Raw genomic sequence first — 13208 nt, 5'->3', positions numbered from 1 at the left:
CGGGGTCGGCGACAAGGTCATGTTCGACGCCGGCCGCGTCAACGGCCAGATCGCCGTCACGTCGATCCGGAAGTCCAAATAGCCACGAAGGCACGCCGAGGCGGCAGCAAGGGCGCCCGTCCGCGCAGATGCGCGGATGGGCGCCAATTTCGGCGGTTGGAACCAGCCAGAATCGAAGCACGATCGATGGTTGGCCGATTCATTTCTTGCCCCTCGCCACGTCTAGGGGTAACCCGTCGCCATGGGAAAACGACTGATTCCGCCGGAGCCGGCTGAGATCCACGAAGTGATGCTGCGGGATGCGCTCGAGGAGCGCTATCTCGCTTATGCGCTTTCGACCATCATGCATCGCGCACTGCCGGACGCCCGCGACGGGATGAAGCCGGTGCATCGCCGCATCCTCTATGGCATGCGGCTGTTGCGGCTCGATCCGGGCACGCCGTTCAAGAAATCCGCCAAAATCGTCGGCGACGTGATGGGTTCGTTCCATCCGCACGGCGACCAGTCGATCTATGACGCGCTGGTTCGCCTCGCGCAGGACTTCTCCTCGCGCTACCCGCTGGTCGATGGCCAGGGCAATTTCGGCAATATCGATGGCGACGGTCCGGCGGCCTACCGCTACACCGAAGCGCGGATGACCGCGGTGGCACAGTTGCTGCTGGAGGGCATCGACGAAGACGCCGTCGAGTTCCGGCCGAACTATGATGGTCAGAGCAAGGAGCCGGCGGTGCTGCCGGGCGGCTTCCCCAACCTGCTGGCCAACGGCTCGCAAGGCATTGCCGTCGGCATGGCGACCTCGATCCCGCCGCACAACGTCGCCGAACTCTGCGACGCCGCTTTGCACCTGATCGAGAAGCCCGACGCCAAGTCCAAGGCGCTGCTGAAGTGGGTCAAGGGACCGGACTTCCCGACCGGCGGCATCATCGTCGATTCCAAGGAAAGCATCGCCGAAGCCTACATGACCGGGCGCGGCTCGTTCCGCACCCGCGCCAAATGGCACCAGGAGGAGGGCGCCCGCGGCATGTGGACCGTGGTCGTCACCGAGATTCCCTGGCTGGTGCAGAAGTCACGGCTGATCGAGAAGATCGCCGAACTGCTCAACGACAAGAAGCTGCCGTTGCTCGGCGACATCCGCGATGAATCGGCGGAAGACGTTCGCATCGTCATCGAGCCGAAATCGAAGACGGTCGATCCCGAACTGGTGATGGAATCGCTGTTCCGGCTCACCGAGCTCGAGAGCAAGATTCCTCTGAACCTCAACGTGCTGGTCAAGGGCCGCATCCCGAAGGTGCTTGGCCTGGCCGAATGCCTGCGCGAATGGCTCGACCATCTGCGCGACGTGCTGTTGCGCCGCTCCGAGCATCGCAAGGCCGGTATCGAGCATCGCCTCGAAGTGCTCGGCGGCTACCTGATCGCCTACTTGAACATCGACAAGGTGATCAAGATCATCCGCACCGAGGATGAGCCGAAGCCGGTGCTGATGAAGACCTTCACGCTGACCGACGTGCAGGCCGAAGCGATCCTCAACATGCGGCTGCGCAGTTTGCGCAAGCTGGAAGAATTCGAAATCCGCACCGAGGACAAGAAGCTTCGCGAAGAGCTCAGGGGCATCAACGCAATTCTGAAGTCAGAGACCGAGCAGTGGGCCAAGGTCGGCGAGCAGGTGCGCCGCGTGCGCGATCTGTTCGGGCCGAAGACTCCGCTCGGCAAGCGCCGCACCATGTTTGCCGACGCGCCGGAGCACGATCTCGCCGCCCTGGAGGAGTCGCTGGTCGAGCGCGAGCCGGTCACCGTGGTGATTTCCGACAAGGGCTGGGTGCGCACGCTGAAGGGCCAGGTCGCCGATCTCTCCGGCCTCGTCTTCAAGACCGACGACAAGCTCGGCCAGGCATTCTTCGCCGAGACCACCTCGAAGCTGATGCTGCTGGCCACCAACGGCCGGTTCTATTCGCTCGACGTGTCGAAGCTGCCCGGCGGTCGCGGCCATGGCGAGCCGATCCGCATGTTCATCGACATGGAAGGCGACGCCGCCATCGTGTCGCTGTTCGTCCACAAGGGCGGCCGCAAGTTCCTGGTGGCCAGCCACGACGGCCAGGGTTTTGTGGTCAACGAGGACGACTGCGTCGGCAACACCCGCAAGGGCAAGCAGGTCCTCAATGTCGAGATGCCCAACGAGGCGAAGACGCTGACGGTGGTCAGCGAAGGCAACGACAGCGTGGCTGTGATCGGCGATAACAGGAAGATGCTGATCTTCCCGCTCAGCGAAGTGCCGGAAATGGCGCGCGGCCGTGGCGTGCGGCTGCAGAAGTACAAGGACGGCGGCTTGAGCGACATCGCGACCTTCACTGCCAAGGAAGGCCTGTTCTGGCGCGACGGCGCCGGCCGCGAATTCAGCGCGACCATGAAGGAACTGGCCGAATGGCGCGGCACCCGCGCCGACGCCGGCCGCCTGCCGCCGAAGGGCTTTCCGAAGTCGAACAAGTTTGGGCGGGTGATCGACTAGCGATCTTTCGTAGCCCGGATGGAGCGAAGCGAAATCCGGGGACGGAGTTTTTACACTCGCGGTTTCCCCGGATTTCGCTTCGCTATCCGGGCTACAGATTACGGCGACTACCCCAGCGCCATTTCTTCCACCTTGCTCGCCAGCACCTTGTCGATGCGGCGGCCGTCGAGGTCCATCACCTCGAAGCGCCAGGCGTGCGCCACAACGTGGTCGCCGACGTCGGGAATCTTGCCGAACTCCTGCAGCAGGAATCCCGCGAAGGTCTGGTACGGCCGCTGCTGCAGGGGCAGTTCGATATGCAGCAGCGCGGCGAAGTCCACCGCGGGCATCCAGCCGGAGATCAGATAGGAGCCGTCATCGCGTCTGTGGAAAGCGGGTTCGGCCGGGCCGTCCTCGGTGTGAAACGAGCCGACGATGGATTCCAGAATATCGGCTGACGTCACCACGCCCTGGAACACGCCGTACTCGTCATGCACCAGGCCCATATGCACCGGCGAGTCGCGCAGGATCGCGACCACGTCGCGGGCGTCCACGGAGTCCGGGATCACCGGCGCCTCGCGCACCAGCGCGCGCAGGTCCGGCGTGTTGCCGTTGAGATAGGCGTCGAGCAGATCCTTGGCCTGGATGATACCAAGCGCGGAATCGCGGTCGCCGTCGAACACCGCGAAGCGCGAATGATTGCTGCCGGTCAGTTCCGCATGGATCTCGTCGATTGGATCCGACAGGTCGATCATCGCCACCTCGTGGCGCGGCGTCATCACCGCGCCGACCGGGAGATCGCCGAGCCGCATCACGCCGGCGATCATTTCCTTTTCGCCGGGCTCCAGCACGCCGGCGGTCTCCGCCTCGGTGACCAGCGTGCGGATCTCGTCCTCGCTGACTTTCTCCTCGGTCTCGCCGCGCTGGCCGAGCAGCCACAGCAGCGCCTTGCCCGAACGATCGAGCAGCCACACCAGCGGCAGCGACACTTTCGCCAGCAGCACCATGGCCGGCGCAACGCGCACCGCGACCGCTTCGGGATCGCGCAACGCAATTTGTTTCGGTACCAGTTCGCCCACGATCAGCGAGGCGTAGGTGATGATGCTGACCACGATGCCGACGCCTAGCGTATCGGCGAGGCCTTTCGCCACGCCGTAGTCGAGCAGCAGGTTGGTGAGCCGCTGGCCGAGCGTCGCGCCGGAAAAGGCGCCCGACAACACGCCGATCAACGTGATGCCGATCTGCACAGTGGAGAGGAATTTGCCGGGATCGGAGGCCAGCGCCAGTGCGCGGCGGGAGCCCTTCACGCCTTTTTCGCAGAGCCCGACGAGCCGGGCGGGGCGGGACGACACGATCGCCAGCTCCGACATCGAGAGCAGGCCGTTGACGACGATCAGGACCGCGACGATCCCGAGTTCGAGAGATAACACGCTTTATCCTTCTTGGATGAATGGCCGGCATCATAGCGCATCCGGCCACAACCGCCAATGCGAGCTAACATGCTGCGAAAGATGCGCTTTGTCAGTTGCCGGGTTGGCATTGTCGTTGCCGGGATTTGACAATCCGGTTGCAGGCTCCAACAATACCTTCAGCCAGCGCGCCATCATTGCAACAATCGATGTAGATGCGAACAGCATGGTCAAAAACACAAAGATCCATCCGATGATCCGCACAGCCCGATCGCTTGCGTGGAGAGCATCCTTACTGGCGGCGTTGCTGTCCTCCCCTTGCTACGCGATCGACAAGCCGCCACTCAGCGCCGATACGGCTGTGCCGGTGACGACGACCTCCAAGATCTCCGCGATCATCGAATTCGGCCTGGCCGACATGGATCGCGCGCTGGAGCGCAAGATTCCGAGAACGCTGGTGTCGTTCGACGACCGCACCACCCGTTGCTGGAATCGCCGCGTGCTCGGCCGCATCGTCGATATCGACTGCACTTATTCCGGCGAGGTCGAGCGCACCGGGCCGGTGTCGCTGCGCGCCGAAGCCGGCAGGCTGAACGCGACCACGCCGCTGTTCGGCAGCGTCGAGGCGCGGGGCACCAAGGGGTTTGCGCGCATGCTGCATGGCAGCGCCGAAGGCGCCATGACGGTGTTTGCTAGCGCGCGGCCGCGGCTGCGGCCGGACTGGTCGATATCGCTGGACATGAGCGAGGGCTTTCGCTGGCAGCAACCGCCGACGCTGCAAATTCTCGGCTTCCGCATCAACCTGTCGAAATATGTCGAGCCGAAGATTCGTGCGCAACTGTCTCGGGTGCAGGGTGATGTCGCGGCCAATGTCCGCGCGCTGAATATCAGGGGCAAGGCCGAGGCCGCCTGGCAGAAGGCGTTCGCCAATGTGCAGATCGTCGATGCGCCGCCGATCTGGCTGCAGACCACGCCGCAGGGCATCGCGTTCTCCGGCGTGCGCGCGGAGGGACGCGTGCTGGAAGGTTCTGTGGAAATCGCCGGCACCACGCAGACCACGATCGGCGCGCAGCCCGCGGTTAACGCGCCGACGCCGCTGCCGACGCTCGCCGATGAGGTCAGCAATCCCGGCCGCTTCGAGATTATCGTGCCGGTCAGCCTCGATTATAGCATGATCCGTCAGCAGCTACGCGATGCCATGGCGGCCAATGCCGGGCAGGGCGGACCGAATTTCAGCGACTTCGATATCTATCCGTCGGCCGGCCGACTGGTCGTTGGCCTGCGTCTGGCTGCGGCCTCGGGTCCGGGCGACTGGGTCTATCTGACGGCGACGCCGAAGGCCGATGACAGCTCGCAGACCGTGCAGTTTCCGGATCTCGCGTTTCAGGCCGATGCGGCAGCCGGCGCCACGCCGGATGTCGTATCGTTGCTCGGCAATTCCTCCTTTCTGCAGACATTGCAGCAACGGCTGGCCACCGGCTATCAGGCCGAGCGCGATCGCATCATCGCTTCGGCTAATGCGAAACTGACCCGGCCGCTTGGCGACGGCTTTCGAAGCGAGGGGCGACTGGCTTCCGCAGGCGTCGCGAGAGTCGTGCTGCTGCCTGACGCGCTGCGCATCGATCTGCGCGCCAGCGGTTCGCTGAAATTGCTGTATGGGCTGTGAGCAGGAGCCGGCGATGTTGCATCGATCCATATCGGTGGTCCGGCATATGCTCGCGGTGTTCGGCGTCCTGGCATCCGTTGGCACCGGCGCTGCCATGGCGCAGTCGCCTTTCTACCAGGCAACGGCCGCAGAGATCGCCGGCCCGCCCGGCACCTTGATCCGCTCCGAGCCGATGCTGTTCGCCCCGTTGGGCGCGCAGGCCTGGCGCATCCTGTATCGCTCCACGGGGCTTGACGGCGAGCCGATCGCGGTGTCCGGCGTGGCGATCGTGCCGCCCGGTCCGCCGCCGGCTTCAGGCCGGTCGATCGTGGCATGGGCGCATCCAACCACTGCCGTGGTGGCGCATTGCGCGCCATCGCTGGCGCTGTTCGTGTTTCAGCAGATCCAGGGCCTGCGGCCATTGATAGCGCGCGATGCGGTTGTCGTCGCTACCGACTATCCGGGGCTCGGGACTGCCGGTCCTCATCCGTATCTGGTCGGCGTCAGCGAAGGTCGCGCGGTGCTGGATTCGGTGCGCGCAGCGCGCGGCATGCCGGGGGTGGGCGGTGCTGGCAATTTTGCCGTGTGGGGCCATTCGCAGGGCGGGCAGGCGGCGCTCTATACCGGCCTACTGGCGAAGAGGTACGCCCCGGAACTCACGCTGGTCGGTGTCGCGGCGGCGGCGCCTGCCACCGAACTGGTGACGTTGATGGGCGATGACTTCAAGACTTCCGGCGGCAAAAACCTCACGGCGATGACGCTGTGGTCGTGGTCTCGCGTATTCGGCGCGCCCATCGACAAGGTGGTAATGCCGGTCGCGCTGCCGGTCGTCGATGTGCTGGCGTCGGAATGCATCGAGTCGATCTTCGACATCGTCGAGCGCCGCCGTACGGAAAAGCCGCTCGAGCAAAATTTCCTGTCGGTGCCGAACATCGCCACCACCGAACCGTGGAAGACACTGGCCTTGCGCAACACGCCAAGCGCATTGCCACGTAGCATTCCGCTGTTTCTCGCGCAGGGCAGCAATGACGACCTGGTGCAGCCCGCGGTAACGCGGGCTTATTTCCAGCGTCAGTGCCAGGCCGGCAGTCGCGTCACCATGCTGCTGATGCCCAATGTGGGCCACGGCTTTGCCGGTCGTGATGCGGCGAATGCTGCGGTCAACTGGATCGGCGAACGCTTTGCCGGCAATCCCGCACCGAGCGATTGCGGCAGGAACTGACGACGCCACGAACAGGTTTGCATCAAATGCCGTTGATGCCGGGATGATACGTACATGGCTGTCAATCGCGGCATTGCGAAATATTTCCACTTGCGGCGCAGCTTGGATGTACCATTATCGACGTCCTGTCGCGCTCGCTGGTGTGGGGTCCTGTTTTGAACAACTTGCAGATGTTGTCACGCTTTTGTGACGCCGCTTCCAGCCGTCCCCGTTATTCCCTGCGCGCGGCATCGCTGCTGGCGCTGGTGTTGCTCGCGGGCTGCGGCAAGAAGGAAGAGGCCGCGGCGCCGCCGGCGCCGCCGGTAACGGTCGCCAATCCCACCAAGAAGCTCACCACTGACTGGGACGAATTCACCGGTCGCTTTGACGCTGTCGAGCAAGTTCAAATCCGCGCCCGCGTGACCGGCTTCGTGACCAAGGTGGCGTTCACCGACGGCGCCACCGTCAAGACCGGCGATCTGCTCTACGAGATCGATCCGCGACAGTATCAGGCCGCCGCCGAAACGGCGCAGGGCGCGCTCGACGACGCCAAGGCCAAGGTAGTGCTGGCGCAGCGCGAGCTCGAACGCGCCACCACGCTGATCAAGACCCAGGCAATTTCCGAAAATATCGTCGATCAGCGCAGCCAGGCGCTGGCCGCGGCGGAAGCCGCGACGCTGCAGGCCGAAGGCTCGCTGAAGCAGGCGAAGCTCAATGTCGAATACACCAAGGTGGTGGCGCCGATCGACGGACGCGTCAGCCGCCATCTCGTCACCGTGGGCAACCTCGTGCAAGGCAGCGAGAGCGGCGCCACGCTGCTGACCTCGATCGTGTCGCTGAACCCGATCTACGTCTATTTCGACACCGACGAAGCGACCTATGTGCGCAACAGCAAGCTGTGGTTCGAGGGTAAGCGGCCGAGTTCGCGCGATACGCCGAACCCCGTGCAGATTACGCTGGTGGGCGAGACCAAACCATCGCGCGAAGGCAAGATGGACTTTCTCGACAACCGCCTCGATGCCGGCACCGGCACGTTACGAAGCCGCGCCGTTGTGGACAATCACGATCTGTCGATCCTGCCGGGCCAGTTCGCCCGCATCCGCGTGATCGCCAGCGCCGCTTATGACGCCTTGCTGATTCCGGACGCGGCGGTCGCCAACGACCAGTCGCGCAAGATCGTGATGGTGGTAAAGCCCGACGATACCGTGGAGGCCCGGCCGGTCACGCTCGGCCCATTGGACGATGGCTTGCGCGTCATCAAGGAGGGCCTCAAGCCCGACGATCGCGTGATCGTCGATGGGCTGCAGCGCGCCCGCGTCGGCGCCAAGGTCGCGCCGAAAATGGCCGCGGCGCCTGCGCCCGCAGCCGGCGCCAAGCCGCCCGCCGCAGGCGCAAAACAATGAACCTCGGCAGCCTTTCCATCAACCGGCCCATCCTGGCGATGGTGCTGTCCATCGTGCTGCTGATCGTCGGCGCGCTCGCTTACACCACCTTGCCGGTGGCGGAGTATCCGCAGGTCGCGCCGCCGACGGTGGTCGTCACCACGCAATATCCCGGCGCCTCGGCACAGACGGTGTCGGACACCGTGGCGACGCCGATCGAACAGGAAATCAACGGCGTCGAGGACATGCTGTATGTCTACAGCCAGGCCACCTCGAACGGCCTGCTCAACATCACCGTGACCTTCAAGCTCGGCACCGATCTCGACAAGGCCCAGGTGCTGGTGCAGAACCGCGTCGCCATCGCGCAGCCGCGGCTGCCGGAAGAGGTCCAGCGCATCGGCGTCGTCACCCGCAAGAACTCGCCCGACCTGATGATGGTCGTGTTCATGCTGTCGCCCGACGATACCTACGACCAGCTCTACATCTCGAATTACGCGCTGCGTCAGGTCCGCGATCCGCTGTTGCGGCTGGACGGCGTCGGCGACATCACCATCTTCGGCGCGCGCGACTATTCGATGCGGCTGTGGCTCGACCCCGACAAGATCGCAACGCTTGGCATGACGGCGGGCGATGTGCTGACCGCCATTCGTGCGCAAAACCTGCAGATTGCCGGCGGCCAGATCGCCGAGCCGCCGATCGCCGACCGCGCGTTTCAGCCCAACCTGACTTTCACTGGCCGGCTGAAGGATCCGGCGCAGTTCGAGGACATCGTGCTGAAATCCGGCGACGACGGCCAGACCGTGCGGCTGCGCGACGTGGCACGGGTCGAGATCGGCGCGCTGTCGTCGTCCACCAACGGCTTCCTGCTGCGCAAGGAAGCAGTCGCCATGCTGGTATACCAGCGGCCGGGTTCCAACGCGCTGTCGACGGCCAAGAGCATCGAGGATTCGATGGTCCGGCTGAAGGCCGACTTCCCGAAGGGCCTCGACTACAACATCGGTTACAATCCCACCGAGTTCATCGCGCAGTCGGTCTCCGAGCTGATCAAGACCATCTATGAGGCGATGGCGCTGGTGGTCATCGTCGTGCTGGTGTTCCTGCAGGGCTGGCGCCCCGCGATCATTCCGATCATCGCCATTCCCGTGTCGCTGGTCGGCACCTTCGCGATCATGGCGGCGCTCGGCTTCTCGATCAACAATCTGACTTTGTTCGGCCTCGTGCTCGCGGTCGGCATCGTCGTCGATGACGCCATTGTGGTAGTTGAGAATGTCGAGCGGCATCTCGGCGACGGCATGTCGAGGCGCGACGCAGCCTTGCTGACCATGCGAGAGGTCGGCGGCGCGCTGGTCTCGATTGCGCTGGTGCTGTGCGCGGTGTTCGTGCCGACCGCGTTTCTCGGCGGCATTTCCGGGCAGTTCTTTCAGCAATTCGCCATCACCATCGCGGTGGCCACGGCGATCTCATGTTTCTGTTCGCTGACGCTGTCGCCGGCGCTGGCCTCGCTGATCCTGCAGCCGCATCACGAGAAGACCGCGCCGGCGAACTGGAATTTTGTCGCGCGCGGCTGGGGCGCTTTCACCGGCGTGTTCAACCGCGGCTTCGACCGGTTGTCGCACGGTTACGGCACGCTGGCCGGCTTCGTCATCAGGCACTCCGCCCTGATGCTGCTGCTCTATGCGGTGCTGATCGGTTCGGCGGGATGGCTGCTCTATGCGACCCCGCAGGGCTTCATCCCGGCGCAGGACCGCGGCTACGTCATCGTGGTCGCGCAGTTGCCCGGCGCGTCGTCGCTGGCGCGCACCACGGCGATCGTGAAGCGGATCGAGGCCATCGTACTGGATACGCCGGGTGTCGCGCGCATGCCGGCGTTGGCCGGTCTGTCGGGGGCGACCTTCACGCAGTCCGGCAATGCTGCGGCGATGTTTCCGGTGTTCGACGATCCGGAAGCGCGGATCAAGAAGGGCCTGACCGCGGCCGTGATCACCTCCGAACTGCGCAAGCGGCTGTCGGTGATTGAAGGCGCCTTCATCATCGTGCTGCCGCCTCCGGCGGTGCCCGGCATCGGCACAGGCGGCGGCTTCGCGATGCGCATCGAGGATCGCCAGGGCAGGGGTCCGCAATTGCTGGCAGCGGCGACCGACGAACTCGTCAACGCCGCGCGAAAAGCGCCGGGGCTGACCGCGGTGTTCTCGCCGTTCTCCGCCAACACGCCGCAGGTGTTCGTCGATATCGACCGCCAGAAGGCGCAGATGCTCGGCGTGCCCGTGCAGAATTTGACCGAGGCGATAGAGACCTACTTCGGCTCGACCTATGTCAACGACTTCAACATCCTCGGGCGCACCTATCACGTCACCGCGCAGGCCGACTATCCGTTCCGCAAGGAAGCCTCCGATCTGGCCCGGCTGCGGACCCGCAACAAGGCCGGCGACATGGTGATGCTCGGCAGCGTGGTCAATTTCAGCGACGCCGCGGGCCCGGATCGCGTCGCGCGCTACAACCTGTATCCATCAGCCGAAATCTCCGGCGATACGTTGCCGGGCACCAGTTCGGCCACGGCGTTGACGACCATGAAGAAGCTCGCCGATGAAACCCTGCCGAGCGGCTTCGCCTTCGAGTGGACCGACCTGTCGTACCAGCAGTCCACCGGCGCCAATGCCGGGCTCTATATCTTTCCGATCTGCGTGCTGTTCGTGTTCCTGGTGCTGGCCGCGCAATATGGTAGCTGGACGCTGCCATTCTCGGTGCTGCTGATCGTGCCGATGTGCCTGCTGGCGGCGACGGTCGGCGTGCGCATCATGGGACAGGACATCAACATCCTGACCCAGATTGGCTTCGTTGTGCTGGTCGGCCTCGCCGCGAAGAACGCCATCCTGATCGTCGAATTCGCCCGCGATATCGAGCAGGAGGGCCGTCCTCAGCTCGAGGCCGTAATCGAAGCCTGTCGTCTGCGCATCCGTCCGATCCTGATGACGTCGTTCGCCTTCATCCTCGGCGTGTTGCCGCTGGTGACCTCGTCGGGCTCCGGCTCGGAGATGCGCCAGGCGGTCGGCGTTGCGGTGTTCTTCGGCATGATCGGCGTTACTTTGTTCGGCCTGGTGTTCACGCCCGTGTTCTACATCCTGGTCCGGCGCTTGTTCCCGGGCTCGGTGGTGATCGCCGACAAGGAGCAGGGCGCGCATATCTAGATCGCTGCGACGTGCACCGTCCTCGACCCGAGGAGCGCGCTCTTGCGCGCGTCTCGAAGGATGGGTGTATGATGTATAACTTCCCACCCACATGGTTCGACACGGCGCAACGGCGCCTCCTCACCATGAGGGCTTCGCGACGGAATGCCTGATGGACACGACCCCACGCCTTGAACTGATGAACTGGCTCGCCGGCGCCGGCCTGACCGGGCTGCCGGAAAACGACCTGATCCGCGGCTTCTGCGAACGCGCCCGCGACGGCGGGCTCGACGTCTCGCGCGGGCTGGTCTTCATCGACACGCTGCATCCGATCTTCGAGGGCCGCGGTTTCCGCTGGAACGACACCGAGACCAACGAGAGCGATGCCTTCGAATACGGCTCCACCGATCATGGCGAGGCCGCCACCAACTGGCGGCGCTCGGCGTTCTTCTACATGCTGGAGAATGGCCATGACGAGCTGCACATCAGGGTCGCCGACATCGAAACCCTGAAATTCTCGATCATGGGCGACCTCGTCAATCACGGCCACAAGCACTGCATCGCCTTCGTGCACCGCTTCGGCGAGGCCGGCTCGATGGGGCAGATGGACTGCCTGTACTCGTACTGGGCGACCCGCCGCGAGGAAGGCTTTACGCCCCACGAACTGGCGGCGTTGCGTGATCTGGTGCCGGTGCTCGGCCTCGCCATCAAATCGGCGGCCCAGGTCGAGATCGCGCGCACGCTGGGCCGGGTCTATCTCGGGCGCGACGCCGCCGAACAGGTATTGCGCGGCAAGATCACCCGCGGTGTCACCGAGCGCATCAAGGCGGTGCTGTGGTTCTCCGACCTGCGGGGCTCCACGGGGATCAGCGAGTCGATCGGCCCCGACGAGATCATCCCGTTCCTCAACGACTATGCCGAGGCTTCGATCGCCGCGATCCACGATTCCGGCGGCGATGTTCTGAAGCTGATCGGCGATGGCGTGCTGGCGATGTTCACCGGCGACGACATGGGCAAGGCCAAACGCTGCGCATTGCGCGCCGAGCACCAGTTCCGCAAAAACATGATCGCGCTCAACGCCAAGCGCTCGGCCGCCGGCCGCCCGGTAACGACAGCCTATATCGGTCTGCATGTCGGCGAGGTGTTCTACGGCAACATCGGTAGCGACGACCGGCTGGATTTCACGGTGGTCGGCCCCTCGGTCAACGAAGTCAGCCGCATCGCCTCGATGTGCAGTTCGGTGGACCGTCCGCTGCTGACGTCATCGGCGTTCCGCAACGGGCTAGATGCAGCCGGGCGAAACTATCTCGTGTCCACCGGCCGTTTCGTGCTGCGCGGCATCAGCCACGCGCAGGACCTCTACACCCTCGATCCCGACATCGCCGCCGACGAAGCGGTGGGCGGCAAATACGAGCGCTATCTGGCAGGCTAAGGCTCGCTTTGGACAGGCACGGCGGTTTGTCGCCGCGGCGACTTTGCCGGCGCGCGGATGAAGTTTCTGCATAGCCAATAGGCATCGGAAGTAGCCCTAAATTAACATCGATCGAATATGTCTCGATCAGCGGAAGCAGCCGCGAGCGATTTCTCATCTGCGCAATACTTTCAGGGACACATGACGCGTATCGGATTTCATTTCCGTGTTGGCAGTCTGCTGACCGGAGCGTTCGCAGGCCTGACGGCTGTTCTGGTGGTTCTGCTTGGCCTGCAGCTCGCCAAGGATTGGCGCGATATGGCGGCGGCCGGTCGGCTCGTCACCCTCGCCGAGGCCGATCGAACCCTGTTCAATAGCATGCAGGTTTTACGTAACTCGCGCGGCGAAGCGCAGACCGCATTGCTCAATCTCGACGAGCCGCTCGGAAAACTGACGGAGCTGCGCGAACGCGGGGCGGCAAAATTGAAGGAAGCCGTAGCAGTCCTGCCGCGCA

At 64.3% G+C, this 13208-nt stretch carries 8 protein-coding genes and 1 pseudogene; 7 read left to right on the top strand and 2 right to left on the bottom strand.

The genetic code is table 11. The features are described 5' to 3' along the window. Window positions 1–241 precede the first annotated feature (241 nt). Window positions 242–2503, top strand: coding sequence for a DNA topoisomerase IV subunit A (gene parC, locus JWR89_RS01465; RefSeq protein ID WP_299710844.1), 2262 nt, complete (start codon window positions 242–244; stop codon window positions 2501–2503). 107 nt (window positions 2504–2610) lie between these two features. Here the strand turns inward: parC and JWR89_RS01460 are convergent, their stop codons facing one another. Further along, window positions 2611–3912, bottom strand: coding sequence for a hemolysin family protein (locus tag JWR89_RS01460; protein ID WP_299710842.1), 1302 nt, complete (start codon window positions 3910–3912; stop codon window positions 2611–2613). Between the two features lie 30 nt (window positions 3913–3942). Beyond that, window positions 3943–4125 (bottom strand): hypothetical protein, encoded by a 183-nt coding sequence (locus JWR89_RS01455; RefSeq protein WP_299710839.1) that lies wholly within the window; start codon window positions 4123–4125, stop codon window positions 3943–3945. Window positions 4126–4144: 19 nt separating this feature from the next. Here JWR89_RS01455 and JWR89_RS01450 point away from each other — a divergent pair, with 19 nt between their 5' ends. From JWR89_RS01450 to JWR89_RS01425, 6 genes and pseudogenes are all read left to right on the top strand, one after another. Further along, window positions 4145–5557: a DUF4403 family protein gene (locus JWR89_RS01450; protein ID WP_299710837.1), complete on the top strand. Its 1413-nt coding sequence runs from the start codon at window positions 4145–4147 to the stop codon at window positions 5555–5557. A gap of 13 nt (window positions 5558–5570) precedes the next feature. Beyond that, on the top strand, window positions 5571–6758 hold the full coding sequence (locus JWR89_RS01445) for an alpha/beta fold hydrolase (RefSeq protein ID WP_299710834.1): 1188 nt from the start codon (window positions 5571–5573) through the stop codon (window positions 6756–6758). A 170-nt stretch (window positions 6759–6928) separates the two neighbouring features. Continuing rightward, entirely contained in the window at window positions 6929–8140 is a 1212-nt protein-coding gene (locus tag JWR89_RS01440) for an efflux RND transporter periplasmic adaptor subunit (RefSeq protein WP_299710831.1), read from the top strand. Then, the gene (locus JWR89_RS01435) at window positions 8137–11304 is read left to right on the top strand and encodes a multidrug efflux RND transporter permease subunit (protein ID WP_299710829.1); all 3168 of its coding nucleotides are present in this window, start codon (window positions 8137–8139) and stop codon (window positions 11302–11304) included. Before JWR89_RS01440 ends, JWR89_RS01435 begins: the two co-directional genes overlap by 4 nt. 151 nt (window positions 11305–11455) lie before the next feature. Further along, window positions 11456–12715 (top strand): adenylate/guanylate cyclase domain-containing protein, encoded by a 1260-nt coding sequence (locus tag JWR89_RS01430; protein WP_299710826.1) that lies wholly within the window; start codon window positions 11456–11458, stop codon window positions 12713–12715. Window positions 12716–12895: 180 nt separating this feature from the next. After that, window positions 12896–13208: pseudogene (locus JWR89_RS01425) on the top strand (hypothetical protein); the annotation flags it as partial.

It is taken from the genome of Tardiphaga sp. (assembly GCF_028290785.1).
In the GTDB taxonomy this organism is placed as follows: Bacteria; Pseudomonadota; Alphaproteobacteria; order Rhizobiales; family Xanthobacteraceae; genus Tardiphaga.
Note: the sequence above shows the minus strand (reverse complement) of the source record. Positions and strands in the feature narration are given on the sequence as shown.